Source organism: Streptomyces sp. NPDC034099 (assembly GCF_055575415.1).
Genome location: NZ_JBVISR010000030.1, coordinates 11,816 through 37,010, shown reverse-complemented (window position 1 = coordinate 37,010; position 25,195 = coordinate 11,816). Strand labels below are relative to the sequence as shown.

Genomic DNA, 25,195 nt, shown 5'->3' with positions numbered 1-25,195 from the left:
ACTCACTCGCGCCTACCGGCCGCAGACCAACGGCAAAGTCGAACGCTTCAACCGGACCCTGCTCGACGAATGGGCCTACCTACGGCCCTACACCATCTCTAGCGCACGTCCTGGAACTTGTCCGGGTACAAGGTGCGGGCGATCTGCTCGACCGCCTCCGCGTTGGCGACGCCCGGAGTCGTCATCCTCTCCGACCGGATCCGCTGGAACCTGTGCTCCTTGACGGCGCTCAGGCCCCGGGTGGCCGGGAAGGACTCGAGGAACCGTTCGGCCTCGCCGAAAGCCTTCTCGTCCGCTTCGGCGCTGCCCCGGTTGCGTACGGTCAGCTGAATCCAGTCGGGGTTGTTGGTGACGATGTCCTCCCAGCCGGCCTTCTCAAAGGCGCCGTCGCAGTCGCGGAAGATGTTGCGGCCCCCGGCGAGGGTGATCACGGCGTTGGCCACCTGTTTGCCGCACACCGCGCTGGGCTGCTTGGTGCCTGCGTCGAAGTCGAAGACGAAGTAGGTGGGCCGCCCGGCGTCGGGCACGGCCGCCACCTGCTCCCCCACCGTGTCCACCTTCTGGCGCATCGCGGCCACGATCTCACCGGCCCGTCCGGACGTACCGGGAGGGTCCCGAGCCGTTCGACGTCGTCCATGACCGCGGACAGGTCCTTCTGGGGCCCGGGGCGTTCGGCGGCGCACGCGGTGGAGAGCAGCTGCACCACTTTGATGCCGGCCGCGTCGAGCTCCTCGGGGTGGGGAAAGGCGGCGGTGCCGTTCGCCGGCCGGAACGTCTGCAGGTAGGCGTCCGCACCCGAACCGAGCAGCTTCTCCTTGGGGATGACCGTCCGGCCGAGGACCGGCACGTCGGACGCCTGGCCGGCAAGATCGGCGGGCAACGCGTCCTTGTCCGGGGGGAATCCGGTGCCGATCAGCTTCGGGCCCGCCCCGAGCCGCAGCAGGATCTCCAGCCCCGACGCGTTGCTTGTGACGATCTTGCCGAGGGGCGAGTCAAACGTGACCTTCTCGCCGTCGCAGTTCTCCACCGACACCGGGGATCCGCCCCGTGCGGCCGACGATTCGTCCGCGCCACCGCCCCCGCCGCACGCGGTGGTGAGCAGCCCCTCGGTGAGGACGACGCCGCTGTTCGGGCGCCACAGTCCGGACACGTTCAACCTCCATGGTCGCGTGCGATCAAGAAGCCCTGTCAGCCGGCTCCGCACAAGGGTCGTAGTGGCGAGGAGCCGAGTTCCCGGCCCGTTCGGAATCTTCTGACACCCGTGGAGGCCGCCCTCAGGCACCGACTCGCGCCGCCTCCGCCTCCGCGATCAGTCCGGCCAACGCCGTCCGGGCCCGCGCGACGCGGGAACGGACCGTACCGACGGGACAGCCGAGGACGGTGGCGGCCTCGGCGTAGGGGAAGCCCAGGAGCTGGGTGACGACGAAGGCGTCGCGTCGCTCCGCGCGGATCGTCGCCAGCAACTCCCTGAGGGCTACGCCCTCCTCGAAGCCGGGGAGGTGACTGGGCTGGGCCTCCTCGGCCGCATGGCACCAGTCCCCCTGGTCGGTGCGCCGGGGCCGGGCCGCGGCGTACCGGAAGCTGTCGGCCACGGTGCGCCGGGCAATGGCCAGCAGCCAGACGCGAGCGGCCGAACGTCCCTCGAACCGGGGAAGGCCGATCAGCGCCCGCACGAAGACCTCCTGGGTGAGGTCGTCGACCTCCTGCGGATCGGGACTGAGATGGGCCACGAAGGTCCGCACGTCGTAGTAGAGCGTGCGGACGAACAGGTCGGCCATGCGGGCGTCGCCGTCCTTGGCGGCCAGCGCGAGCCGGGTCGTCTCCGCGTCAGAGGCCGCCGTGTACCGCCGCCCGGAGCGGCCGGGGGCGGAACACCGGCCGGAGCGGGGCCGTTCGGGGGTCATCGCCACCAAGATCCTCTCGTCGGGCAGGTGCTGTCTGCGGGGTCTCCTCCCCATCGGGGAGCTCGGCCCCGGGTGTCGTGCGGGTCTACGCACCGTTGCGACGAAACGTTGAAGCGGCCCGGCGTGCGAGTCGCCCGTACGCCGGGCCTGTGACGCGCGCCACGTGCCCGTCCAGGAACTCACGCCTCAAGCTCCCCGACTCCTCAAGAAATGGCGCTCAATCCGTTCGACGCCGCACACCGCGAGCAACCTGGAGAACCTGTGACGGCCGAGTCCCGACAAGAGTCCCCGGAGGCAGGCGCATCGGCCCGAGCGCTGGCGCCGTCCCCGGTCCTGTACGGCTTTCTCCTGCTGCTGGCGCTGATGTTCGCGGTGTTCTACGCCGTCGGGTCGGCCGCCGGCCCGGTCTCCCCCGGGATGTCGGGTTCGTCGGACACCGGTGTCGTGTCGCCCGGGAACGGCGGCGAGGCCGGAGGGAGCCAGGACGATATGGACGGAATGGGCTGAGGAGAGTTCCGATGGACACCGAACCCGCTGCCTCCGGCCCCCTCACGGTGACGACCGACCTGGCCGTCGGCGGCATGACCTGCGCGGCTTGTGTGAACCCCGTCGAGAAGAAACTGGGCAAACTGGACGGCATCACGGCAAGCGTCAATCTGGCGACCGGCCGCGCCCGGGGGGAGCACCCCGCGAGCATTGGCGCCGAGGCACTCGTCGCGGCCGTAGAGAGGGCCGGCTACACCGCCGAGCTCCCGGAGCCGCCCGGCGGGGCGCGGCCCGCAAACGACTCCGGCGACCCCGTCGGTGCGACCGGCGCGGCCGAGGACGTGGCCGACCGGCGGGAACGCCACCGGCTCGTGGTCACGGCCTTGCTTTCGGTGCCCGTGCTCGCCGTGTCCATGGTGCCCGCGCTTCAGTTCGTCCACTGGCAGTGGCTGTGCTTCACACTCACCGCCCCGTCGTCTTCTGGAGCGCGTGGCCGTTCCACCTGCGGGCCCTGCGGGGGCTGCGGCACTCGGCCGCGACCATGGACACCCTGGTGTCCCTAGGTGTGGTCGCCTCCTTCGTGTGGTCCACGTACGCGCTGTTCCTGGGCGGTGCCGGGGAGCCGGGCATGGAGATGGCCTTCTCCCTCCTGCCCGGCGCGGCCACCGACGCCCCGGCGATCTACCTCGAAGCGACCGTCAGCGTCCCGTTGTTCGTGCTCGCAGGCCGCTTCCTGGAGGCACGGGCCAGGCGCGGAACCGGGGAGGCGCTCCGCTCACTGGCACGGCTGACGGCCAAGGAGGTAGCGGTCCGCGAGAACGGCACCGAGCGGCTCGTCCCCGTGGAGGAGCTGACCGTCGGGCAGGTCTTCGTGGTCCTCCCCGGTGAACGGGTGGCCACCGACGGCCAGGTCGTGAAGGGCAGTTCCGCCGTGGATCTGTCCCTGGTCACCGGCGAGAGCGAGCCGGTCGAGGTGGGCCCGGGCTCGGCCGTGGCCGGCGGAGCGGTCAACGCCGGCGGGCTGCTGCTCGTGCGGGCGACCGCGGTCGGCGCCGACACCCAGCTCGCCCGGATCGCGCGGCTGGTGACCGACGCCCAGGCCGGCAAGGCGAAGGCGCAGCGGCTGGCGGACCGGGTCGCCGGGTTCTTCGTTCCGGTGGTGCTGGCGCTGGCCGTGACCACGCTGGGCTTCTGGCTGGGCGCGGGAGCCGACGCGCAGCCGGCCGTCACCGCGTGCGTCGCCGTCCTGGTCGTCGCCTGCCCCTGCGCCCTCGGTCTGGCCACGCCCACCGCGCTCATGGCCGCCACCGGCCGCGGCGCGCAGATCGGCGTTCTCGTGAAGGGGCCGCAGTCCCTGGAGGGCCTGCAGCACCTCGACGCGGTCGTACTGGACAAGACCGGCACCCTCACCTCCGGGCACATGAGCGTCGCCCGGGTGACAGCGGTTCCCGGCGGACTGGACGAGGGCGCCGTACTGCGGCTGGCCGGTGCGGTCGAGCAGGGCCCGGAGCATCCGCTGGGCCGCGCCATCGCCGCACACGCGCGCCGGGAACTGCCCGGAGAGGACCTGCCCGGAGAGGACCTGCCCGAGGTGCACGACTTCCGGGCACTGACCGGGCGAGGGGTGTCCGGGCGAGTGGAGGACCGGCGGGTGGAGGTCCTGGCACCCGGCGACGACCTGTCCGGCCCGCTGGCCGAGGCGCTGGCGACGGCCGAGAAGGCCGCCCACACCCCGGTACTGGTGCGGGTGGACGGGCCGGAGCAGGCGGTGATCGAGGTCGGTGACGTCGTACGGCCCGGCAGCTACCGGTCCGTGGACCGGCTTCGGCGACTGGGGGTGCGCCCGGTGCTCGCCACCGGGGACCGCGAGGCGCCCGCACGGGCCGTCGCGGACGCTCTCGGTATTGCCGACGTGTATGCGCGTCGCAGCCCCGAGGACAAGGCCGGTCTGGTGCGGGAACTGCGGGAGCAGGGCTACCGGGTGGCGGTCGTCGGCGACGGTGTGAACGACGCCGCCGCACTCGCCGGCGCCGACCTCGGCATCGCCATGGGCAGCGGCACGGACGTGGCCGTCGGGGCCGCCGACGTGACCCTGTCCCGTGGCAACATCGATCCCCTGGCCGACGCGGTGCAACTCGCGCGGCACACCCTGGGCGCCATCCGGACCAACCTGTTGTGGGCCTTCGGTTACAACGTGGTGACCGTGCCGCTGGCCATGGTCGGCCTGCTGAACCCCATGCTCGCCGCCGCGGCGATGTCGCTGAGTTCCCTGCTGGTGGTCGGCAACAGTCTGCGGCTGCGCGCCTGGCCGTCCGTGCCCGCACGGAGGAGGCTCTGATGACCGGCCCGAAGAACGGACTCTCCCGGCGCCGCCTGCCCGACACCGCGCTGGCCGCCCCTCGCCCCGGTCGTCGCGTGCGGCGTCGCCCTCGGTGGTCTGACCGCCTGGACCGGTGCGGGCGGGGCCGGCGGCCCGGCCGTGCGGACCAACGTCCCCTACGGCCGGGTCTTCCTGCCATTCGGCGAGACGACGGAGACGTCCGCCTACTTCGACATCACCAACACCGGTGACACCGACGACCGGCTGGTCGCGGTGGCCTACTCCGGCCGGAAAGCCGATCTCAGCCGGCACTTCACGACGCCCAGCGGTGCCGCGTCCAAGAAGTCCCTGGACTCGGTCGGCGTCTCGGCCGGCGGCAGCCTGTCCATGTCCCCCACGGTGTGGACGTGACACTGACGGCATGGCCCGGCTGGCGCCCCGGCGATCTCGTCCGCTTCACCCTGCGCTTCGAACGCCGCGGCAGCGTCGACGCCCTCGCGGTGCTCACGCCGTCGGGTGCCTCACCGGCATGAGCCGCCTTCGGCCACAGGCGTGCGCCGACCGCTCAGCGGCCGCTGCGGAGCCGGCGCACCGCCAGTACGGTCGCACACACCGCTGTGACGACGCCCGCGACCAGGTGCACCCAGGTGCCCGCCCCGGCGTAGGAGGCCACCGTGTTGCCCACGACGCTGACCACGAGGACCACCCACAGCGCGGTGCGGACCACTCCCCCCTCGCCGTCCTTCCGCGGTGTCCCGCCACGCACGGAGACCGGCGGAAGGTGTGCGGGGTCCGGGTAGGTCATGGCTGCTCCGTGAGGGGTGAGGAGAAACGGTGTGATGCCTTCGACGCTAAGGAGCGGCGTACCGCGTGCCGATCCCTCAGGCGGCCGGATCGGTGGTACAGCAGGCTGTACCCTTTCCTGCCGCCCCTCCGCACACGCCGTTACGGCGCATAGGGTGACGACGTACTGGAGGGCCGGTGAAAGGCGAAACATGACCGCCCGGCACAAACACAGACCGGCGGCCCCGAGCGGGACCGGCTCGGGTCAGTCCTGGAAGGCGGCCGTCGGCAACAGCCTGTCCGCCGCGCTCGCCGCACTCAGGCAGCTCGTGGGCGGCTTCGGCACGGCCGTGCTCGCCCTGGCTCTCCTCGGCCTTCTCGCGCTGACGGCCGTTGCCTGTCTGGTGGGCGTCGGTCTGCTGCTCGCGCCGGCCGTCCTGCGCGCCGTGCACGCGCTCGCCCGCCGCGAACGTGCGCGCCTGTCCCGCCACGGCGTCGAGATCGTCGCCCCGGATCCGGTACCCACACGGCTGCGGCTCGCCCTGGCCGACGACACCACCCGTCGTGAGCTGCGATGGCTGGCGGTCCACGCCACGTTCGGTCTGCCCAGCGGCCTGCTCGGCCTGCTGCTGCCGGTCTTCGCCGTGCGTGACACCACCTTCCCACTGCTGTGGCCATTCGCCCCGTCGGGCGCCACGAGCACGTCACTGGGATTCGGAACCGCCGACTCGTGGGCGCAGGCCAGTGTGGTGTCTCTGCTGGGCGTGGGGTGGATCGCCATCATCCTGGGACTGGGACCCGGCCTGGCCCGCCTGCAGTCCCGGCCCGCCATGCGCCTCCTCGCGGCCGGTCCGGGCACCGACCTCTCCCTGCGGATCGCCGAGTTGACCGCGACCCGGGCCGCCGCGCTGGACGCCCACTCCGTCGAACTGCGCCGGATCGAGCGGTCCCTGCACGACGGCACACAGAACCGCCTGGTCAGCGTCACCGTGCTGCTCGGAGCGGCCCGCCGCATGGTGGCCCGCGACCCCGCCGGCGCGGAAGAACTCCTCGAACGCGCCCAGTCAGCCGCAGAACAGGCACTGTCCGAGCTGCGGGCCGTCGCACGCGGCATCCTGCCGCCCGTACTCGCCGACCGGGGGCTGGCCGGAGCGCTCTCCGGCTTGGCCGCGAACAGCCCCGTGCCCTGCCGGACGGATGTCGACCTCCCGGAGCGATGCCCCGCCTCGGTCGAGGCCAGCGCCTACTTCGTGGTGGCCGAGGCCCTCACCAACGTCGCCAAACACAGTGGCGCCGCCAGCGTCGCCGTCACCGTGCGCAGCCGCGGCGGACGGCTCCTGCTCCGTGTCGAGGACGACGGCCACGGCGGCGCCGACGAGGCGGGCGGATCCGGTCTGACCGGTATCCGGCGCCGTATCGCGGCACACGACGGTGTGCTGCGCCTGACCAGTCCGCACGGCGGACCGACTGCTCTCGAGGTGGATTTCCCATGCGGATCGTGATGGCGGAGGACGACCCACTGCTGCGCGAAGGCCTGGCGCTGCTGCTGCGCGCCGAATCGCTGGACGTGGTCGCCAAGGTGGGCTCGGCCGACGAGGTGCTCGACGCAATCGACGCCCACCGGCCCGATGTCGCCATCCTCGACGTGCGGATGCCACCGACCCACACCGACGAGGGCATCCGCGCGGCCGTCGAGGCGCGCCGCCGCCACCCTGGGCTCGCCGTCCTCGTCCTGTCCGCGTACGTGGAGCAGAGCTTCGCCACCGATCTGCTCACCGACGGTGTCGGTGGCATCGGCTATCTCCTCAAGGAGCGGGTCGGGCGAGTGGAGGAGTTCCTCGACGCGTTGCACAGGGTGGCCGCCGGCGGTACCGCCATCGACCCCGAAGTCGTCTCGCAGCTGTTCACCCGCTCACGGCAGGACGTACGCCTGGACCGACTGACACCGCGTGAGCGGGACGTACTGGCGCTGATGGCGGAGGGATTGGGCAACATCGCCATCGCCCAGCGCCTCGTCGTCACGGACGGAGCCGTGCACAAGCACATCCGCAACATCTTCGCCAAGCTGGACCTGGCGCCGAACCAGCAGGTCGACCGGCGGGTGGCCGCGATCCTGCACTACCTGGAGAACGCCCGCCGCCCCTGACCTGCCCTCTTCGCTGTGGACATCATCCCGGCCGGTGCGGGCCGGCGACATCGATCATCACGCTCACCCGTCGTCCCCAGGGCTGTCGGATGGTCTCGGTCCGCTCGGCCAGGCAGCCGACGATGTCCAGGCCGCGCCCGCATTCTTCGTGCCCGGGCGGCTCCGGCCGCTGGGACGGCTCGCCGTGATCCGTGACGTCGATGCGCAGGGTGTCTCCGGCCAGGGCAAGTGCGACCATCATGTCGGACCGGCCATGCCGCACCGCATTGGTGGCGAGTTCGCTCACGATGAGCACGGCCGCCTCGCACTCCTCCCCCCGCACTCCCCAGTGCGCCAGGACAGCCGCGGTGAAGTGGCGGGTCGCGCCGACACCTTGCTCGCGTGCCCGCATGACCACTGTGGCCCGCCTGGGGACCGGGCCGGGCAACGGATCGGTGTCACCGCTGCCGGGTGACAGTGCCGTGTGGGACATCGGGTTGCCTTTTCAGGAGTCGGGGCAAGACCGTGGCCGAGTGTTCTGGCGGGCAGGACGGGGTGCTACGCCTGCGAGCCGTCCCGCGCACCGCGCCGTCGAAGTACGGCGGCGGTGAGGGCGGCGGCCACGGCGACTCCCGCTCCGATCAGCGCGATCAGCGGGAGGGACGGCCCGGAGTCGGAGTCCTCAGTGGCGGCCGGTGCGGGTGTCGCCGCATCCACGGAGGGCGCGGGGGCGGATGCGGAGGTGCCCGGCTGCTGGGCGCCGTCGGCGGATCCGGGCGGCGGGCTGGCCTCGGGGTCCACGACGAGGACCGGTGCGGGGAACTCCGGTTCCTCGGCACCGGCCTTGGGCTGGTTCCACGCGACGGCGGTGCCGTTGGAGTAGGTCTGTTCCGTGTTGAAGGTCAGGGAATACCGGTCCGGAATGGGGCCGACATTCGCCTGGAAGGTCTCGCTCTGGGCCGGCTGGATCTCGTGTCCCTGCTCCGCCGTCCACACCAGTTGGGTGCCCTTGCCACCCTTCCCGGGGAGCGTCTCCTGGTTCCATCCGTCGAGCTTCGGCACCGAGGTGACCATCAGGTCCTTCGGGACCTCGACCGTGATCCGGACGGTGGTGGCCTCCGCCAGTTCGCTGGGTACGCGGAACTGCAGGGTGGCGGGCTTGCCGGGGATGACATCTCCGATGACCCGGACGTGGGCCGTGGCGGCGCCGGCCGAGAGCAGGACCGCGCCCGCCGCCCCGGCGACAGTGATCAGTGGGGTGATGTGCCGTCGAGTGCGGCGGGACATGGCAACGTCCTCTCAGGTCGGTGTCGGTGTCGAGGTCAGCAGCAGTCGCAGTACAGGAGGTCGGCGGTCTTCACACCGTGGCTGTGACCGCTGGCTTGGGAGGCGAAGGCCGCCTTCTGGACGGGGGTCACCGCGCCCTTGACCTCGACGGCGATGCTCTCGCCGTTGAAGTTGCCGAAGGACAGCGCCATGGGCGTCTTGCCCTCCTTGTCGGTGGGGAACGTCCGCAGGAGGGTCTTCTTGCCGTCGGCGGCGACGGAGTAGGCCTGGTAGACGGTGTCGGCCTTGAGCCCGCGCGCCTGGAGCTGAATCATGTCCAGTCCCGCCACGGGGCGGATGGTGGCTTCCAGGACGCGGCCCTTGACCCGGTCCAGGGTGTCGCCGCGCTCGCCGTTGGGCAGCGTGGTCGGCACGTTGTGGGCCTGCTGGCCCAGTCCCTGCCGGCCGAGGTTGGGAGCGCTGCCGGGCCGGTTGGTGGCCCGGGGGGCGTAGACGATGGCCTGCGGTTCCTGGCCGGAGGCGATGGTGTCGACCACCTTGTTGGTGACCGTGTCGATGACGTCCACCGCGTCGGACTTCTCCAGGCCGATGTAGAGGCGAGAACCGTCGCCGCTGGCCCAGGCGCCGTGCGGGGCGTGACCACCGTTCTTGATCTTGGTGATGAGCTGCGGGGCGCCGTCGGTCCGCTTGTAGACCCAGGTCTCGTCGAGCCCGCCCATCGTCAGGTAGACGAACTTCCCCTTGCGGTTGTCGACGAACTGCGGGTGGTTGGTGTCGGGGCCGGTGTTGAGCACGGTGACGACCTCGTTGCGCTTCAGGTCGAGCACGGTGATCTTGCCGTCACGCTTGTGCGAGACCCAGATCCGCTTGCCGTCCGGGGAGATGGCCTGGTCGGAGGAGAAGGTGGCACCGAGTCCGGTGATGCGCTTCGTGATCTTGTGGGTGCGCACGTCGATCACGTCGACTTCGGCCTTGGTGGTGAAGTTGACGTACGCGTGCCGGCCGTCGGGGCTCATGAGGACCTTCGAGGGGCCGTCGCCGACGCGTACGGTGCCGGTGACGCCGCCGTGCTTGGTGTCGACGATGGAGATCGTGTCGCGGCCGCGGTTGGCGACCCAGAACTCCTTGCCGTCGGCGGTGAAGCTGCCCTCGTGGGCGGCGCGGCCCACATCGGTGGTGTTGAGGACCTTGTTGGTCCTGGTGTCCACCATGTGGACGGTGTTGCTCGTGACGCTCACCACGGCCAGCAGCCGGTGGTCCGGCGAGTAGGCGAGGCCGTGCACCCCGGAGTCGCCGCTGTACTGCGGGCTGAAGGTGCTGCCCACGCGCTGGTCGCCCAGCGCGATGGTGCCCAGCGTCTTGTTGGTCGAGGGGTCGATCACCGACACCGTGTTGGACGACTGGTCGGCGGTGTAGAGCCGGTCCCGGCCCGAGATCGGGATCGGGCGGTGCTTGTCCGTGGCGACAGTCTTGGTCCCCGCGGCCTCGGAACTCGCCTGTGCGAGAGAAGCGGCCGCGACACCGCCGCCGCCCACTCCCAGTGTGGCAATGAGCATCCATGTTGCACGACGCGCAGTAGACATCTTGGCTCTCCGTTGCTGTTGGCTGTTGTTTCCGGGCAGGGCCGACCGCCGTCGTTTTCGGGTACGGCGGACCGTCCGAGCGCCCGGTGTTTGCGGCGTCAGTTGGTATGAGTGTGGTTTCCGGCTGTCAGGCCGGCCGGGACGCGGTCGGCGAGGGCGCCGACACGCGGACGTGAGTCACCACGCGCCCCGATTCGTCCTCGACCAGCAGGGCGGTGATGGTGTCCCGGCGCATGGCGGTCATCATGCGGGTGGACACGTCCGCGTCGGAGTCGGCCCGTACGCTGCCGCCCGGCATACGCGTGCCCTCGGCGTTGACGGTCATCATCCGATAGGTCTCGCCCTTCTTGAGCCCGGACAGCACCACCGGCACCTCGGTTCCTCCGGGGCGCTCGACCATCCCTCCGTCACGGACGAGCACCACGGACGCCGTCGTCGTGGGAGGCGGCTGGTCCTGGTCCAGCGTGAGCGGAACGACCACCGCGGCCGCCGTGACGAAGGCTGCGGACACGCCCAGGGCGATGCGGCGCCGGTAACCGGGCCGGGAGGCGGGCTGCCGGGTGACCACGACCCGTCGGATACGGTCGCCGAGATCGCCGGAGGGCCGTGGATGCACCGCCGGGACCCCTTCGCCCGTCAGGTCGGCGAAGGGGTCGGCCCGTCGCAGTGTGCGCACCACGTCCTCGGTCTCGGCGGCCTCACGGGCGCAGTCCAGGCACTGGTCGAGGTGCCGGGAGAGTTCCTCGGGCAGCGGGGTGCCGAGCAGCAGGTGTTCGGTCAGGAGCGGCCGATACGGGACGCATGCCTTGTTCATGGTGCCAGCCACCCGTTCTCCTCGAGGATGAGCCGCAACGACCGCACGCCGTAGTACAGCCGGCTGCGCATGGTGGACGCCGGGACTCCCAGCTCCTCACCCAGTTCGGCGCAGGTACGACCGCCGAAGTACACCTCCACCACCGCCTCCCTGTGCTGCGGGCTCAGCCGCTCCAGCGCCTCCCCCAGCTGGATCCGCTCCAGGAGCTGATCGACGGGGTCGAACGCCGAGGACGACTCGGACACGGCGTCCCACGAGGAGTAGCCAGTGCCCTCGCGGACCTTGCGCCGCCGGATGGCGTCCACCACCGCGTTCCGGGCGATGGCGAACAGCCAGGTACGCATGGATCCCTGCCCCGGGTCGAAACCGCGGGGCGACTTCCAGGCCCGGACGAAGGTCTCCTGGACGACGTCCTCGGCGAGCTGCCGGTCGTCCAGGGCCTTGAACGCGAACCCGAAGAGTTCACCGCCGTAGAGATCGTAGGCGGCCTGCACCTCGCGGTCGGTGCGCAGCGCGGTCGGCTCCACGTCCTTCGACGCGAACCGTCCGCGCAGCCACTTCACGGGGCTACCGCTCACCGACACGGCCGTCCGTGTCCGATCCGTGCCAGGGGGCCATGATGCCGTCCATTTCCGCAGACGATGTGGTCACCAGGGGATACGCGACCTTCGACATTAGTGTTGAAGGAGCTTGGAAGTTTGTTGGTACGACGGAAAACACGCAGGTCACATACTTGCATTCGCTGATCCTCGGTGCCGCGGGACACATGAACGGCCCGCGCACCGCGGGCAGCGGTGGCACGGGCCCGGTCACAGTCACTGGGGTGCCGGCGATGCCGACGCGACGGTCGCACTGGCGTCGCGGGGGCAGCCGGCAGTCGTCGGCCGCGGTCAGACCTCCACCGGCTCACCGACAGGGCCGGCGGTCTTGTCCCGGTCCGTGAACCGGCCCTCTGACTTCGCGATCACGAGAGCGGCGAGCGAGTTGCCCGTGACGTTCAGACCGGTCCGTGCCATGTCGACCACGAAGTCGACGGCCAGCAGGATGGCGATCCCCTCGGCGGGCAGGCCGATCGTCGCGCCCGCGGAGAAGAGCACGACGACCGACGCCGAGGGAACGCCCGCGATGCCCTTGGTCAGCAGCATCAGCACCAGCAGGGTGGTGATCAGACGCGGCACCGTCAGCTCCACGCCGTACGCGTGGGCGAGGAAGACCACCGCGAGCCCCTCGTACATCGTGGCGCCGTCGGCATTGAAGGAGTAACCGAGGGGCAGGGTGAACGAGGACACCTTCCGGTCCACGCCGAACTTGTCGAGGCGCTCGATCAGCGGGGCGAGGACCACCTCGGAACTGCGCGTCACGAACGACAGGAACAGAAGGTCCCCGACCGCGCGCAGCATTCGGACGTACGGCACACGGAACACGACGGCAATGACCGGGAACAGCACGACGAGGACCACGAGGACGGCGGCGTAGAAGACGAGGACGAACACCGCCAGCTTCAGCACCAGGTCCCAGCCGTAGTGAGCGGTGTTGTACGCGACGAACGCGACGACGGCCAGCGGGGTCAGCTTGATGATCCATGTGATCATCTGGAACATCGCGTCGGCGACGACGTCGAAGACGGCGACCACGGGCTTGGCCTTGTCACCGATCTTGGTCAGCGCCATCCCGAGGAAGACCGCGAAGAAGAGGATCGACAGCAGCTCCCCCTCGCCCGCCGACGCGAAGACGTTCTCGGGAATGATGTGGAGGAACAGGTTCTTCAGATCGACACTCCGGCCTATTCCCTCGGTGTCGGCGGGGTCGACAGATCCCAGATTCGCACCCTTTCCAATACCGGAAACAAAGGCGGCGAACAACGTGAAAGCCAGAATCATTGTCGTGACGATCTCGAAGTAGAGAAGCGCTTTGGTGGCCATACGCCCCACGGTCTTCGCGGACTCCATGCGCGCCACGGAGACGACGATGAGCGGGAAGATCAGCGGAACGATGGTCATCTTGATCAGCCGGATGAAGCCATCTCCCACGATCTTCAACTCATTGGAGAAGGCGGGCGCGGCCACGCCGAGCAGAGCGCCGACCACGAGCGCGATCAGGACCTGCACACCGAGGGGCGGCATCCCGATCCATCGTCGCCGGCTCTCGACGGGCACGGCATTCTCCGCGACGACTGTTCCTGAATCCAACATGCGCAAAAGGTCCTTTCCCTTGCCGGTGAGGAGACATTTGGCGGGATCGAACCCCTCAGGTCAAGGAGAAGAACGGTGTCATGCGCTCTGCGCATGGCCGTTGCCGAAACAGACATTGGACAGCGGATCACCCGGCGGCTTAACTGTTGACACATTCGCCCGAGGCCACCTGATGAGGAGCATTCCATGGTCCAGACGGCACGTTTCGCGCGGTTTCCTCTGGGACACTTCCCGACCGCCCTCGAACCGATGGAGCGGCTGACCGACCACCTGCGGCACAGCCATGCCTCGGTGCCCAACCTGTGGATCAAGCGCGACGACTGCACGGGGCTCGCGACCGGCGGCAACAAGACCCGGAAGCTGGAGTTCCTGGTCGGTGAGGCCGTCCAGCAGGGCGCCGACGTGCTCATCACCCAGGGCGCCACACAGTCCAACCACGCCCGGCAGACCGCCGCGGCGGCCGTCCGCGCCGGCATGGAGTGCAAGCTATTCCTGGAGAAGCGTCAGACGCGGGATGAGGAGTACGAACTCTCCGGCAACGTGCTCTTGGACGAACTGCTCGGGGCGGAGGTCGTCGACCGCGTACCGGCCGGGACCGACATGCAGGAGGCCATGGAGATGCTGGCCGACGAACTGCGCACGGAGGGCAGGCGCCCGTACGTGATTCCCGGCGGCGGTTCCAACCCGCTGGGCGCGGTGGGCTACGTCCTGTGCGCCCAGGAACTGGAAGCCGCTCCCGTACCCGTCGACTGGGTCGTGCACGGCACCGGCAGCACGGGAACCCAGGCCGGCCTCGTCGCCGGGCTGCGGGCGATGCACAGCCCGGCGAAGGTGCTCGGCATCAGTGTGCGGCAGCCAGAGGAGAAGCAGATCTCCGCCGTCCTGAGTCTGGCGGAAGGCACGGCGGCTCTGATCGGTGCCGAGGGCGCGGTCACCCGGGACGACGTCCTGGTCGACGACCGCTGGGTCGGCGGCGGCTACGGCGTGCCGACGGACTCCATGGTCGAGGCGGTCCGCCTCGTCGCCTCCACCGAGGGCGTCCTGCTCGACCCCGTCTACTCGGGCAAAGGATTCGCCGGTCTGCTCGGCAACATAGCCGAGAGCCGCTTCGCCACCGACGACAACGTCGTCTTCCTGCACACCGGCGGGAGTGCGGCGCTGTTCGGCTACCGGTCCACGTTCCAGACGCCATGAGCGGTCCCGAACACCTGGTGGGCATCCTCGGCGGCATGGGCCCGGCCTCCACCGCCGAGTTCTACACCAAGCTGGTCCGGCGCACACCGGTCACCCGCGACCAGGACCACCTCCGGGTCGCGATCTGGGCCGACCCGACCGTCCCCGACCGTGTCGGGGCCGTGCTCGGCGGCACCACCGACCCCTACCCGGCCATGCTGGAAGGTGCGCGGCGGCTGCGCGGCCTCGGTGCGAGTGTCGCCGTGATGCCGTGCCACACCGCGCACGTCTTCCTGCCCACCCTCGTCAGTGACTCGGGGCTGCGGTTCCTGGACATGGTCGCCGAGACGGTGGCCGAACTGGAGCGCCGGCCCGGCGCGACCGGCGGTGTCGGCCTGCTCGGCACCCGCGCCACACTGGCCTCGGGTCTCTACCAGAACCGGTTGCGCGAGGAACGGTTCGACGTCGTGCTGCCGGAGGAACCGACGCAGTGGCAGGTCGATCTCGCGATCAGCAAGGTCAAGCAGGGCAATCCGGAGGAGGCCGGCCAGCACCTCGACAACGCGGTGCGCACGATGGCCCGCACCGACGCGAGCCTGATCGTCCTGGCCTGCACCGAACTCCCCCTGGCGGCCAGCCACCTGACACCGTCGGACGGCACAGTCCTCCTCGACCCCACCGATCTGCTGGCCGACGCGGTGATCCGGGAGTGCGGAGGCACGCCGCCCGCGACGGGCGGGGACGAGGCCGGCTAGGGAGCTGGGCTCCCGACCGGGGCGGGGGGCCGGCCGGGAGAGACCGACCGGGTGCTGTCCGGCGACCTGACACGCAGGACAGCACCCGGACCGGCCCCGGTCAGGAATCGGTCATCGCGAGTTCGGCGGCCCGGTGCCAGATGGCCGCCGCACGCGGGGGCACCTTGTCGCTCGGCACCCGGTACAGCCGGATCTCGAGTCTCGCCGTCAGCGACGGGTCGCCGATCTGCCCCAGGGCACCGGCGGCCAGCTCGGCGCTCACCAACCTTTCGGGCAGCCAGCCGACGCCCAGACCCGCGCCGATGAGCGCCGCGAGTCCGGAGGTGAAGTCGCTCTGCGCGACGGGTGTGAGGTACAAGTCCCGGTCCGCCAGGACACGCTCGGTCACCCGGCCGAGGAAGGCGCCCTGACTGTGCGTGACCACAGGGATGGGACGAGTCGCGGTGCCGGGCAGCGAGAAGTCGGGCTGTCCGCCCCGCACCGAGGTGTATGGGGCGAGCACGTCGTCCGCCAGAACCATCCACTCGACGTCGGCGACCGGAATGCTCAGCGGCAGGGACGGATCCGCGTAGGCGAGCAGCAGGTCGCAGCCTCCGTGGAACAGCGCGTCGTAGGCGTCGAGCGTGTTGGACGGCAGCAGGACACAGGGCACGGGCCCCTGTTCACCGCAGCGCGCCCACCACTGGGCGAAGAACGTCGTCGCCAGCGTGTGGGTGACCGCGACCCGCACGGCACCCCGCGGTGCCCGTTGCCGCCCGCGGATCTCGTCACGGACCACGCCGATGGCCGCCACGGTCTCTATCGCGCCGGCCCGGACCTTGACGCCCGCCGGCGTCAGACTCACGGGGTAGGTCGAGCGGTCCACCAGCGGCTCGCCGAACCAAATCTCCAACGCCCGGATCCGGCGGCTGAAGGCGGGTTGGCTCACGTGCTGCGCCTCCGCAGCGCGCGTGAAGCTGCCGTGCTCGACGAGTGCGAGGAAGCTTTCCAGCCAGCCGATGTCCACGGCCGGAGTCTAGCCAGACGCCGCGCAGAGGACCGTGGGCAAGCCAACAACAACGTTTGGCCAAGGGCTTGCGGACAGTATTGATTCCACTCTCCCTGTCCGGGACGGGAGTGACCCCCACACGACCGGCGGCACACGATTGGGCACCACCCATGCACGGGATCCCGCAGGAGGGCGTCCCCACCGCCCGCACCCGGCGTCCCGTCCCGGACGCCGACCGCGACGGCTTCGTCCGGGACGTCTACGACCAGTACGGACCCTCGCTCCTGGGCTACGCGGCGCGGCTGCTGGGAGGAGACTCACACAAGGCGGAGGACATCCTCCAGGAGACCGCGACCCGCGCCTGGACGCACGCGGACGTCTTTCGTGGTCATGACCAGCACCTGCGCCGGTGGCTGTTCACCGTGGCCAGAAACCTGGTCACCGACCATCACCGAGCCGCCGGCCTCAGGCCCCTGAAACTGGTGCCCGCCGACGAACTCGACGCCGTCTGGGAGCGCCCGGACCACGAACTCACCCTCCACGTGGTACGCAACGCGGTGCTGGATCTCAATGAGCAGCAGCGGACCGTGATCGGGCTCGTGTACTACCTCGACTACACGGTGTCCCAGGCCGCGGAATACCTCGGCATCCCGCCCGGCACGGTCAAGAGCCGCGCCTTCTACGCCATACGCGCGCTGCGCAAGGCTCTGGAGGACCGGGGTGTGCTCGAGCCGTGAACGCCCGGGCCGGAGTGGAGTGACTGAGATACGCCGCGAGGAGGACAACGAAATGATCAGAATATGGGAACTCTCGTTGGGCCGGAAGAGTCGCCTACCGCCCAAGGAAAACATTTCGGTCCGGGACAAGCCCGCACAAGAGGAATCGTTGCCGCGTGGACCACGGTTACCGGTGCCTCTCCAAACCATTCTGACGCTCCGGCACAGAGATCGGCTGTTCCCCTTCTGGAAGTCCAAATACGGCCGTATGTTCACCCTGACGCTGGCCCCTGGCAACCGCCGCACCGTGGTGGTGTCCGATCCCGAGGTGATCCGGGACATCTTCACCGGCCCGAGCGAGGTGTTCCATCCGGGCTGGGGCAACGAGTTCCTGCGGCCAGTAATGGGGGACCGGTCAGTTCTCGTCCTGAACGAACAAGAGCACTTGGCTACCCGTCGTCGGCTGCTGCCGGCACTTCATGGACCGGCCCTGCGCGGGTATGTGGACGTCATCAGCGCGTTGACCACGGACGTGATCCGGGGCTGGCCCTGCGGGGTACCCCTTGCGCTGCACCCGAGGCTGAACTCGCTGAGTCTGGAAATCATCCTTCGAGTGGTGTTCGGGGTCTCCGTCTCAAGCCGACTCGACCGGCTCCGGGCGCTGTTGTCCAAGGTGCTCGCTGTGGACGGCCTCACTCTCCTCTGCGGATCGTACGCGTCGTTACGGAAAACCGGACGATGGCGCAGGTTCGACGCCATCCTGAAGGCTGCGGACGAGGTGCTCTACGACGAGATGGCCACCCGACGTGCCCAACCCGACCTCGCTGATCGGCACGACCTCCTGTCGAGGATGCTGAACGAAGACCCGGCGCAGGACGATGTGTACATCCGCGACCAACTCGTCACCCTACTCCTGGCCGGATACGACACCACCGGAACCGCTGTCGCCTGGGCTCTCTATGAGATCGCTCGCCAACCGACGGTACTCGCGGCAGCGCAGAAGGCCAGCGACAACGGGGACAACGCCTACCTCACCGCCGTGTTCAAGGAGAGCGTCCGGCTTCATCCGGTGTTCTACGAAGTAGCGCGCACGTTGACCATTCCCGTGCGCGTCGGCGACTGGTGGTTGCCCGCCGGCACGTCGGTCATGCCCGCCATCGGTGTGGTGCATTCCGACGGGGAAGTCCACGATGCCCCAGAGGAATTCCGGCCCGAACGTTTCCTGGGGAAGCAGCCGACAAGCGGAACGTGGATTCCCTTCGGGGGCGGCGCTCGGCGGTGCGTGGGAGCGGGATTTGCACAGGTTGAGGCAGTCGTCGTCATGCGCGAGATCCTCCGCCGATACGACCTCCAACCCGCTACCCGGCGTGCTGAACAGGCACAGACGCACAACATCACATTCTCCCCCGATCGGGGTGCTTCGGTCTTGCTCACGCCAAGGCCCAACAGCTAGAGGGACGTCATGGGAGCATTGATCTGTGGGCTCAAACTAACCCACGACGGGGCACTCGCCGTCATCGCGGACGATCAACTGTTGTTTTCGGTGGAGGCCGAAAAGCTGGACAACCGACCCCGCTACTCCGCACTGAACACGAATGCCGACCTCACCGAGGTGCTCCGTCGAGGTGGCTTCGGACCGTCTGATCTGGACGCCATCGCGGTCGACGGCTGGGGACGACGGGGCGACGTCAGCCAGGTGGCGGTGATCGACGACAACGGGACGGCTACGACCGTCGAGGTCGCCGACTACCGGGATGAGCCGCTGGAGGATCCTCTGCAGCGCGAGCCGAACCGGGCACCGTTGTTCAACGGGGAGCCGGTGGTCTTCCGCAGCTACACACACGCCACCGACCACGCGCTCGCCAGTTACTGTTCCAGTCCATTCGCCGCAATCCGGCAGGCCGCGCTCATCATGGTGTGGGACGGCGGAATGCCTCCGTGTGTCTACCACTACGACCCGAACGCACGGACTCTCCGGTTTCTCCGATCACTGACCACTCTGGTTGGTGGTCTGTACCCGGTGTTCGCTTCTCACCTGGCACCGTTCCGTTCGGCCGAGGGCCCGTCGGATCAACGTAACGAGAAGCTTGAAACGCTACTGCTCCCCATCTCGGGAAAAGCGATGGCGTATTCCGCACTCGCGAAACCGAATGCCTCGATCGTCTCCGCCATGGAGGCCTTCACTAGGTCGATGCCAATGAGAGACGCTATGCATCTCTACAGGTGGACGCGTGCGGTCCTGAAATCACCAGAGGCCGCAGACGCCTCCGCTGCCACCTTGGCGGCATCCATGCAGCAGTACCTCGGTATGACCCTCCTCGAGGGCCTCAGTAAATTCCTTTGCGACACACCACAGTACCGCGGGCTACCACTGTGCTTGTCGGGAGGGTGCGCTCTCAACATCAAATGGAACGCGGACCTGCGTGGAGCTGGCCTTTTCGACGAGGTCTGGGTGCCCCCCTTTCCCAACGATTCAGGGTCGGCGATCGGCGCCGCCTGCGCGGAAATGATCCGGGTGACCGGCCAGAGCGCGATGCGCTGGTCCGTGTTCGCGGGTCCGGCACTCCCCCCGAACGAAGGTGCACCGGCCGGATGGGACCGCAGGCGATGTTCACCCACCGAGCTGGGTGAACTGCTTGCCGCCACGGGCGAGCCGGTCGTCGTGCTGGTCGGCCGCGCCGAGCTCGGACCTCGCGCCCTGGGCCACCGAAGCATTCTTGCTCCTGCCAATTCTGCCGGTATGCTGGAGCGACTGAACGAAATCAAGGGCCGAGAGGGATACCGACCGGTCGCACCCATCTGTCTGGTCGATTCTGCGCCCGAAATATTCGCACCAGGAACACCCGATCCGTACATGTTGTTCGAGCACAAGGTACGCATGGAATGGGTTACCAGAGTGCCTGGCAATAACACACGTCGACGGCAGCGCCAGGTTGCAGACCGTGGATTCAGACAATGAAATACTCTACGAGATCCTTAACGCCTACGCTGACCGCACCGGAATTCCCGCCCTGTGCAACACCAGCGCGAACTTCAAGGGTTCCGGGTTCTTTCCGGACGCCGAGTCCGCACTACGGTGGGCCGGCACCCGTTACGTCTATGCCGACGGAGCGCTCTACACAGCGAAAACGTCGAACGATGTCGGCAAGAAAGGATGACCGGTAGGCGAGTTCCCGGTCTCGCAGCCCTGGCTGCACTCATACCCAGCACACACCCATACGGTCAGCTCGCCCAACTGCGAGCACTGTCGCCGTATTCAGCACAGCCAGGGCTCATCGTTGTGGCGAAGTACACACACTGCGTCGACCTGCTGCGGCACCCTGGCGTGAGTTCGGCCCGCAACGAGGCAACCCTGTTTCGCGCGGAGGCGCCTCGAAGTCGGAACTTCCTGAACCTGGATCCACCAGACCACACCAGACTGCGGCGGCTGGTCACTCGCGCATTCACGCCGCGGGTGGTGGCGGCCTTGCAACCACGGGTCCGCGCAATCACGCACGACTTGTTCGAAACTGCCGCCCAAAAGGGCTCCTTCGATGTCGTCTCCGATCTGGCATCACCATTGCCGATGTTCGTCATATGCGAACTGCTGGGTGTGCCGACAACTGATCACGGACAGTTCCTCGAGTGGTCCGCAGTCCTGTCGCGGACACTCGACCTACCCGAACTGTGCGACATCGATCCTGCGGAGACCGCCGCAGCGGCCCGTACCCAGCGCGAGGTCGTCCGGTACTTTCAGAAACTGGTGGCTCTGCGTCGCTCCGCACCAGCAGATGACCTGATCAGTCACCTCGTGCAGATTGAGGACGACGGCGACGTGCTCAGTGAGAACGAGTTGATCGCGACGTGCGTGCTGCTCATCAGCGCCGGTCACGACACCACCGTCAATCTCATCAGCAACGGAATCCTGGCCCTGTTGAGGCACCCGGAACTGATGGTCTCTCTGGCCAGGGACCCGGCGTTGACGCCGACCGTGGTGGAAGAAGTACTTCGCTACGATGCGCCGGTTCAGGTCTCGGCGAGGGTCGCACGCGAGGACATGCGCATCAGCAGGACACCGGTCGCAGCGGGGGACCTCCTTCTGTTGCTGCTCGGCGCGGCGAACCGCGATCCATCAGTGTTCGACCAGCCCGACGCCTTTCTTCCCGGCCGCCGGGCCGCCAAGCACCTGAGCTTCGCGACAGGCCCGCACTTCTGCGTCGGCAGTGGCCTCGCCCGCCTGGAGGGAGCGATCGCTCTCGAAGCCGCCGCGACCCGCCTGGTCATGCCGCGGCTCGACACGGGTGGCCTGACGTACAAGCCCAACCTGACTCTGCGGGGACCTGCACGCATGCCCCTGTTCGTCGAAGGAATCCGAGAAGGAGGACGACATGGAACGGATTGACCAGGAAGTCGTCGGAAGCGACATCGTAGAGATGTTCCTGCGAAGCGTTCAGCGACAGCCGGACGATGCGGCGATTGTCATGGTCGAGGATCCCGACCAGTTGGCCGACGCGAAGTCCGTCACCTACCGGGAACTCGATGCACAGGCGCGAGCCGTGGCTCATCAGCTTCGTCAGGCATGCCGAGCGGGTGATCGCGTGCTCCTGGTCCATCCGTCGAGGCCGCAGTTCGTCGCCGCGTTCCTGGGTTGCCTCTACGCCGGCGTGATCGCTGTCCCCGCCCCGCTTCCCAACCGCCGGCGGCGTCAGCAGAACAGGCTGACCGGCATCGTCCGGGACGCCGAGGTGTCGGTGGTGCTGACCGACTCGCCCAACCGTCCCGTCTTGGAGGAATGGCTGGCGACAGATGGTCTGACAGACCTTGTTCTCCTGCCCACTGACACCATCGACCCAGTCGGTGACGACGAACCCCCTCGGTCCAGCGGACCGGACACCATCGCCCTGCTGCAGTACACCTCCGGTTCGACGGGCGACCCGAAGGGCGTGGTCATCAGTCACGGCAACGTGTTGCACACCATCGCCGCCTCGCTCTTGATGAGCGAGTGGCACGCGCCGCTGCGGGTGTGTACCTGGCTGCCTCTCTACCACGACATGGGACTGATCGCGACAGTCCTGGCTCCGCTGACGAGAGGCGGCAGCACTGTGCTACTCGACCCGATGACGTTCATTCGTCAACCCGCCTCGTGGCTGCGCGCGATGCACCACTTCGACGCCAACGCGTCGGCAGCACCGAACTTCGCCTATGAACTGTGCACACACAGAATCCGGAACGAGGAGATCTCCGGCGTGGACCTTTCCGGGGTGCGGCGGCTGTACAACGCCGCCGAAGCAATCGACGAGAAGGTGCTCTCCGCCTTCTCCACGCGCTTCGCCCGCTACGGGTTCGACCCGGAGGCGTTCGTGACGTCATACGGGCTCGCTGAGGCAACCCTGACCGTCGCCGCCCGGTTGAACAACGGCGTGCGGCTGCGAACGGCCGAAGCACCCCAATCGGGCCCCAGTTCGCGCAGGCTCGTGAGCTGCGGTGAAGCGAGGTACGCCGAACTGCGGATCGTCGATACCGACACAGGTGAGGTCCTGCCTGAACAGACGCCGGGCGAAATATGGGTACGTGGACCCGGCGTAGCACGCGGCTACTGGCGTCGAAAGGACCTGACGTACAAAACATTCGGAGCTTTTCTGTCCACCGGAGAGGGGCCGTTTCTACGGACCGGGGACATCGGATTCCTTGAGGAGGGTGAGCTTTACGTGTCTGGACGGAGCAAGGAAGTCCTCGTCGTTCACGGACGGAAGATATTCCCACAGGACATCGAGTCGGAACTGCGGTCGGTTCACCCTCAGCTCGGCGGCTGTGGAGCGGTCTTCAGTCCGCTACAGACTTCCGGCCAGGAGACGGTCGTGATCACCCACGAGGTCGATGACGCTTCCCCGGAGAAGTTCCCAGAGCTGGCAGCCGAGATGATCCATACCGTTGTCCGTGAGTTCGGTGTTCACATCCACAGTGTCATGCTGTTGCCTCCGGGCGCGGTCGCACGTACTACCAGTGGAAAGGTACGGCGTACGAAGATGCGCGAGCTATACCTGGCCGAGAAGCTGACCCCTCTGTATGTCCAGGTCCTGACCGTGTAACCGTAGGGAACCGAGCATGAGTGAAGAACATCAGGTGACTGAAGCCGACGCTGTCCGCACATGGCTGAGGTTGCAGATATCAAGACACATGCGAATGCCACTATCATCGATTGAAGACGACGCGCCCCTGTCGAACTACGGAATGGACTCAATCACCGCCATCACCCTGGCGTTCGAGATCGAAGACAATCTCGAAGTTGAATTGGACACCGAAATGTTGTGGAAGTACCGGACCGTTGACCTGCTCGTTGAGCTGCTACGGTCGCCGACTTCTACTTCGCCGGAGACCTGACCCTCCTCTGGTTTCCCCGCAACTGCGGAGACTTTCACCCTCTGGACCCACCGCCGCCTGAGTCCGAGGGCACCGGGAGTTCATGATCGCCCTCTTGTCCCGTCTGCATGCATCTCGATCCACTCCACGGAGGCGAAAATTCACTGCGGATCGAGTGAACCGAACCGCTCCCTGGGCCGTTGTGCCGAATGTGGGAAGCCGGATGCCGCACTCGCCTGTGGGGGCGGTGCTTCCGGCAGGTGACGCCACGCACGGTTCCCCGGCCGGGCGTGGCACGGTCCTGGCGGGTTATTGCCGCATCTGCCAGGGCCGGGGGCCGGCTGAGCCGGCCGGTGGGGACACCGATGGTGCGGTGTCCCGGGCCGGCTCAGCCAACACACCGTCCCGGCGCGTCAGTACGCCGTCTCAGCCGACGCTGGTCAGCGGCAGTCCCACGGCAACGCACAGCATGATCGCGGCCGTCACAGCGGGCGCCCACCGGCGAGGCCCCCGGTCCTCCTGGCCGTCGTGGTAGAGGAAGGCCGCGGCGGTGAGCAGGAAGAGCCCCGCGGCGGCGACAGCCCCGGCCACCGTCAGGTATCGCGCCGTCAGCAGAGCCACGCCGCCCAGCAGTTCGAGCGCCCCGATGCCGCGGCACGCCGCCGGTGAGAAGCCGCAAGCGGCGGCTGGGGTTCGCAGGGGTCCCCGGCCGACGAGCTGACCCGTGCCGCTGACTACGAACGCTCCTCCGTACAGCACGGTCACGGCCGTCAACGCGATATTCACTTGGCTGGTCTCCCTCTCGCGGCGATGACGGCCCGGGCAGCGGTGCAGTACCGCCCGGACCGTCATCGCGTCAACGGTGGGAAACGTCCCTCGGTTCACGCGGTTTGAGGGAACCTCCGCATCACAAGGAGGACGTCAGGTACTGCAGGAGAAGACTGGTGACCGAGATCACGGCCCACAGACAGGCTCCCAGCAGCAGGGGTCTCGGTCCGGCACGGCGCAGTCCGCACAGGCCGGTCGTCAGGCCGATCGCCGAGAGCGCCACAGTGAACATGAAGACGCACAGGGTGGTCATGCCCGGGTGGGCCCGGGCCGGAATGAGTCCGAGGGTGTTGACCAACGCGGTCAGCAGGCACCCGACGAGGAACCACGGAACCAGCTTCAGCACGTTCAGCCGCGGTCCGGCACCCGGACCGCCGGTGCCCGCGGCGAAGGCACGGCGTTTGGTCAGCGCGGCCAGCCACAGGCAGATCGGGATGATCAGGGGGGCCCGGGTGAGCTTGACGACGACCGCGTACTGCCCGGCCTCGTCGCTGTACGTCGCGGCGGCGGCGACGACCGAGGACGTGTCGTTGACCGCGGTTCCGGCGAAGAGTCCGAAGGCCTGGTGACTCATGTCCAGCAGATGGCCCAGGACCGGGAAGACGAGTACCGCGGCGATGTTGAACAGGAAGATCGTCGACACCGCGTAGGCGACCTCGGCGCTAGCGGCACCAATGACCGGCGTGACCGCCGCGATGGCTGAAGCACCACAGATGCTGCTACCGACACCGATCAGGGTACGCAGGACGCGTCCGATGCCCGGCCCGAGCCGCTCCGCTGGACGCCGCACGGCCGCCAGGACAACGCCGATGACGATGCCCCGCAACCGGGCCCCCGACCACAGGGAACCAGCCACCCGCCGCGGTGGCCACCGCGGCGACCGCCACCGCCACGGCCAGGCC

General features: G+C 68.5%; 26 protein-coding genes and 2 pseudogenes. 16 read left to right on the top strand and 12 right to left on the bottom strand.

From position 1 onward, the window contains the following. Positions 1 to 109, top strand: a pseudogene (locus tag ACZ56V_RS39125) (integrase core domain-containing protein); the annotation flags it as partial. Here ACZ56V_RS39125 and ACZ56V_RS39120 read toward each other — a convergent pair. Both ACZ56V_RS39120 and ACZ56V_RS39115 read right to left on the bottom strand, forming a co-directional pair. Beyond that, positions 99 to 569 carry a TroA family protein gene (locus tag ACZ56V_RS39120; RefSeq protein ID WP_468948619.1) on the bottom strand — a complete coding sequence of 157 codons (471 nt, stop codon included), beginning with the start codon at positions 567 to 569 and terminating at the stop codon, positions 99 to 101. The pseudogene ACZ56V_RS39125 and the gene ACZ56V_RS39120 sit on opposite strands and share 11 nt — an antisense overlap. Positions 570 to 1,274: 705 nt before the next feature. Then, positions 1,275 to 1,904, bottom strand: coding sequence for a sigma-70 family RNA polymerase sigma factor (locus ACZ56V_RS39115; RefSeq protein WP_468948616.1), 630 nt, complete (start codon positions 1,902 to 1,904; stop codon positions 1,275 to 1,277). A 261-nt stretch (positions 1,905 to 2,165) separates the two neighbouring features. Here ACZ56V_RS39115 and ACZ56V_RS39110 point away from each other — a divergent pair, with 261 nt between their 5' ends. The 4 genes and pseudogenes from ACZ56V_RS39110 (at position 2,166) to ACZ56V_RS39095 (ending at position 5,243) form a co-directional block, all read left to right on the top strand. Next, the gene (locus tag ACZ56V_RS39110; RefSeq protein ID WP_468948613.1) at positions 2,166 to 2,411 is read left to right on the top strand and encodes a hypothetical protein; all 246 of its coding nucleotides are present in this window, start codon (positions 2,166 to 2,168) and stop codon (positions 2,409 to 2,411) included. An 11-nt stretch (positions 2,412 to 2,422) separates the two neighbouring features. Then, positions 2,423 to 4,728, top strand: a pseudogene (locus ACZ56V_RS39105) (heavy metal translocating P-type ATPase). 141 nt (positions 4,729 to 4,869) lie between these two features. Then, positions 4,870 to 5,121: a copper chaperone PCu(A)C domain-containing protein gene (locus ACZ56V_RS39100; RefSeq protein WP_468948610.1), complete on the top strand. Its 252-nt coding sequence runs from the start codon at positions 4,870 to 4,872 to the stop codon at positions 5,119 to 5,121. Continuing rightward, the gene (locus ACZ56V_RS39095) at positions 5,118 to 5,243 is read left to right on the top strand and encodes a hypothetical protein (RefSeq protein ID WP_468948607.1); all 126 of its coding nucleotides are present in this window, start codon (positions 5,118 to 5,120) and stop codon (positions 5,241 to 5,243) included. The genes ACZ56V_RS39100 and ACZ56V_RS39095 overlap by 4 nt, the downstream gene beginning before the upstream one ends. Positions 5,244 to 5,275: 32 nt before the next feature. Here the strand turns inward: ACZ56V_RS39095 and ACZ56V_RS39090 are convergent, their stop codons facing one another. Beyond that, a complete protein-coding gene (locus tag ACZ56V_RS39090; RefSeq protein ID WP_468948604.1) occupies positions 5,276 to 5,515 on the bottom strand; it encodes a hypothetical protein in 240 nt (79 codons plus the stop codon). Positions 5,516 to 5,705: 190 nt separating this feature from the next. On the opposite strand from ACZ56V_RS39090, the gene ACZ56V_RS39085 reads away from it, so the two are divergent. Further along, positions 5,706 to 6,995, top strand: a complete 1,290-nt coding sequence (locus ACZ56V_RS39085; protein WP_468948601.1) for a sensor histidine kinase — start codon at positions 5,706 to 5,708, stop codon at positions 6,993 to 6,995. Then, a complete protein-coding gene (locus ACZ56V_RS39080; protein WP_468948598.1) occupies positions 6,983 to 7,639 on the top strand; it encodes a response regulator in 657 nt (218 codons plus the stop codon). Before ACZ56V_RS39085 ends, ACZ56V_RS39080 begins: the two co-directional genes overlap by 13 nt. 22 nt (positions 7,640 to 7,661) lie before the next feature. Here the strand turns inward: ACZ56V_RS39080 and ACZ56V_RS39075 are convergent, their stop codons facing one another. From ACZ56V_RS39075 to ACZ56V_RS39050, 6 genes are all read right to left on the bottom strand, one after another. Next, positions 7,662 to 8,030 carry an ATP-binding protein gene (locus ACZ56V_RS39075; RefSeq protein WP_468948595.1) on the bottom strand — a complete coding sequence of 123 codons (369 nt, stop codon included), beginning with the start codon at positions 8,028 to 8,030 and terminating at the stop codon, positions 7,662 to 7,664. A gap of 146 nt (positions 8,031 to 8,176) precedes the next feature. Beyond that, a complete protein-coding gene (locus ACZ56V_RS39070; protein ID WP_468948592.1) occupies positions 8,177 to 8,905 on the bottom strand; it encodes a DUF1775 domain-containing protein in 729 nt (242 codons plus the stop codon). A 35-nt stretch (positions 8,906 to 8,940) separates the two neighbouring features. Beyond that, positions 8,941 to 10,461: a YncE family protein gene (locus ACZ56V_RS39065; protein WP_468948590.1), complete on the bottom strand. Its 1,521-nt coding sequence runs from the start codon at positions 10,459 to 10,461 to the stop codon at positions 8,941 to 8,943. A gap of 154 nt (positions 10,462 to 10,615) precedes the next feature. Then, on the bottom strand, positions 10,616 to 11,314 hold the full coding sequence (locus tag ACZ56V_RS39060) for a hypothetical protein (protein WP_468948587.1): 699 nt from the start codon (positions 11,312 to 11,314) through the stop codon (positions 10,616 to 10,618). After that, positions 11,299 to 11,880 (bottom strand): sigma-70 family RNA polymerase sigma factor, encoded by a 582-nt coding sequence (locus ACZ56V_RS39055; RefSeq protein WP_468948586.1) that lies wholly within the window; start codon positions 11,878 to 11,880, stop codon positions 11,299 to 11,301. Before ACZ56V_RS39055 ends, ACZ56V_RS39060 begins: the two co-directional genes overlap by 16 nt. A gap of 312 nt (positions 11,881 to 12,192) precedes the next feature. Beyond that, positions 12,193 to 13,458: a dicarboxylate/amino acid:cation symporter gene (locus ACZ56V_RS39050; RefSeq protein ID WP_468948583.1), complete on the bottom strand. Its 1,266-nt coding sequence runs from the start codon at positions 13,456 to 13,458 to the stop codon at positions 12,193 to 12,195. A gap of 222 nt (positions 13,459 to 13,680) precedes the next feature. Here ACZ56V_RS39050 and cuyA point away from each other — a divergent pair, with 222 nt between their 5' ends. Continuing rightward, positions 13,681 to 14,688: a D-cysteate sulfo-lyase gene (cuyA, locus tag ACZ56V_RS39045; protein WP_468948580.1), complete on the top strand. Its 1,008-nt coding sequence runs from the start codon at positions 13,681 to 13,683 to the stop codon at positions 14,686 to 14,688. Beyond that, the gene (gene cuyB, locus ACZ56V_RS39040) at positions 14,685 to 15,422 is read left to right on the top strand and encodes a cysteate racemase (RefSeq protein ID WP_468948577.1); all 738 of its coding nucleotides are present in this window, start codon (positions 14,685 to 14,687) and stop codon (positions 15,420 to 15,422) included. Before cuyA ends, cuyB begins: the two co-directional genes overlap by 4 nt. A gap of 100 nt (positions 15,423 to 15,522) precedes the next feature. Here cuyB and ACZ56V_RS39035 read toward each other — a convergent pair whose 3' ends face one another. Continuing rightward, the gene (locus tag ACZ56V_RS39035) at positions 15,523 to 16,428 is read right to left on the bottom strand and encodes a LysR family transcriptional regulator (protein WP_468948575.1); all 906 of its coding nucleotides are present in this window, start codon (positions 16,426 to 16,428) and stop codon (positions 15,523 to 15,525) included. A 152-nt stretch (positions 16,429 to 16,580) separates the two neighbouring features. On the opposite strand from ACZ56V_RS39035, the gene ACZ56V_RS39030 reads away from it, so the two are divergent. From ACZ56V_RS39030 to ACZ56V_RS39000, 7 genes are all read left to right on the top strand, one after another. Continuing rightward, a complete protein-coding gene (locus tag ACZ56V_RS39030) occupies positions 16,581 to 17,147 on the top strand; it encodes a sigma-70 family RNA polymerase sigma factor (RefSeq protein ID WP_468948572.1) in 567 nt (188 codons plus the stop codon). A gap of 19 nt (positions 17,148 to 17,166) precedes the next feature. Beyond that, on the top strand, positions 17,167 to 18,579 hold the full coding sequence (locus ACZ56V_RS39025) for a cytochrome P450 (protein ID WP_468948569.1): 1,413 nt from the start codon (positions 17,167 to 17,169) through the stop codon (positions 18,577 to 18,579). A gap of 9 nt (positions 18,580 to 18,588) precedes the next feature. Continuing rightward, complete coding sequence (locus tag ACZ56V_RS39020; RefSeq protein WP_468948566.1) at positions 18,589 to 20,085, top strand: carbamoyltransferase N-terminal domain-containing protein; 1,497 nt, start codon at positions 18,589 to 18,591, stop codon at positions 20,083 to 20,085. Beyond that, on the top strand, positions 20,069 to 20,284 hold the full coding sequence (locus ACZ56V_RS39015; protein WP_468948563.1) for a carbamoyltransferase C-terminal domain-containing protein: 216 nt from the start codon (positions 20,069 to 20,071) through the stop codon (positions 20,282 to 20,284). The genes ACZ56V_RS39020 and ACZ56V_RS39015 overlap by 17 nt, the downstream gene beginning before the upstream one ends. A gap of 122 nt (positions 20,285 to 20,406) precedes the next feature. Then, positions 20,407 to 21,507 carry a cytochrome P450 gene (locus ACZ56V_RS39010; protein ID WP_468948560.1) on the top strand — a complete coding sequence of 367 codons (1,101 nt, stop codon included), beginning with the start codon at positions 20,407 to 20,409 and terminating at the stop codon, positions 21,505 to 21,507. Further along, positions 21,494 to 23,194 (top strand): fatty acyl-AMP ligase, encoded by a 1,701-nt coding sequence (locus ACZ56V_RS39005; RefSeq protein WP_468948558.1) that lies wholly within the window; start codon positions 21,494 to 21,496, stop codon positions 23,192 to 23,194. The genes ACZ56V_RS39010 and ACZ56V_RS39005 overlap by 14 nt, the downstream gene beginning before the upstream one ends. A 16-nt stretch (positions 23,195 to 23,210) precedes the next feature. Next, positions 23,211 to 23,486, top strand: a complete 276-nt coding sequence (locus ACZ56V_RS39000) for an acyl carrier protein (RefSeq protein ID WP_468948555.1) — start codon at positions 23,211 to 23,213, stop codon at positions 23,484 to 23,486. Positions 23,487 to 23,891: 405 nt separating this feature from the next. On the opposite strand, the gene ACZ56V_RS38995 is transcribed toward ACZ56V_RS39000, so the two are convergent. Continuing rightward, positions 23,892 to 24,251 (bottom strand): DoxX family protein, encoded by a 360-nt coding sequence (locus ACZ56V_RS38995; protein WP_468948553.1) that lies wholly within the window; start codon positions 24,249 to 24,251, stop codon positions 23,892 to 23,894. 121 nt (positions 24,252 to 24,372) lie between these two features. After that, positions 24,373 to 25,083: a YeiH family protein gene (locus tag ACZ56V_RS38990; RefSeq protein WP_468948550.1), complete on the bottom strand. Its 711-nt coding sequence runs from the start codon at positions 25,081 to 25,083 to the stop codon at positions 24,373 to 24,375. Positions 25,084 to 25,195 lie beyond the last annotated feature (112 nt).

Excerpts from the sequence above, each read along its gene's own strand:
- ACZ56V_RS39120 (WP_468948619.1), bottom strand. The coding sequence starts at position 569 with ATGCGCCAGAAGGTGGACACGGTGGGGGAGCAGGTGGCGGCCGTGCCC.
- ACZ56V_RS39115 (WP_468948616.1), bottom strand. The coding sequence starts at position 1,904 with ATGACCCCCGAACGGCCCCGCTCCGGCCGGTGTTCCGCCCCCGGCCGC.
- ACZ56V_RS39090 (WP_468948604.1), bottom strand. The coding sequence starts at position 5,515 with ATGACCTACCCGGACCCCGCACACCTTCCGCCGGTCTCCGTGCGTGGC.
- ACZ56V_RS39085 (WP_468948601.1), top strand. The coding sequence starts at position 5,706 with ATGACCGCCCGGCACAAACACAGACCGGCGGCCCCGAGCGGGACCGGC.
- ACZ56V_RS39080 (WP_468948598.1), top strand. The coding sequence starts at position 6,983 with ATGCGGATCGTGATGGCGGAGGACGACCCACTGCTGCGCGAAGGCCTG.
- ACZ56V_RS39075 (WP_468948595.1), bottom strand. The coding sequence starts at position 8,030 with ATGCGGGCACGCGAGCAAGGTGTCGGCGCGACCCGCCACTTCACCGCG.
- ACZ56V_RS39070 (WP_468948592.1), bottom strand. The coding sequence starts at position 8,905 with ATGTCCCGCCGCACTCGACGGCACATCACCCCACTGATCACTGTCGCC.
- ACZ56V_RS39065 (WP_468948590.1), bottom strand. The coding sequence starts at position 10,461 with ATGCTCATTGCCACACTGGGAGTGGGCGGCGGCGGTGTCGCGGCCGCT.
- cuyA (WP_468948580.1), top strand. The coding sequence starts at position 13,681 with ATGGTCCAGACGGCACGTTTCGCGCGGTTTCCTCTGGGACACTTCCCG.
- cuyB (WP_468948577.1), top strand. The coding sequence starts at position 14,685 with ATGAGCGGTCCCGAACACCTGGTGGGCATCCTCGGCGGCATGGGCCCG.
- ACZ56V_RS39030 (WP_468948572.1), top strand. The coding sequence starts at position 16,581 with ATGCACGGGATCCCGCAGGAGGGCGTCCCCACCGCCCGCACCCGGCGT.
- ACZ56V_RS39020 (WP_468948566.1), top strand. The coding sequence starts at position 18,589 with ATGGGAGCATTGATCTGTGGGCTCAAACTAACCCACGACGGGGCACTC.
- ACZ56V_RS39005 (WP_468948558.1), top strand. The coding sequence starts at position 21,494 with ATGGAACGGATTGACCAGGAAGTCGTCGGAAGCGACATCGTAGAGATG.
- ACZ56V_RS39000 (WP_468948555.1), top strand. The coding sequence starts at position 23,211 with ATGAGTGAAGAACATCAGGTGACTGAAGCCGACGCTGTCCGCACATGG.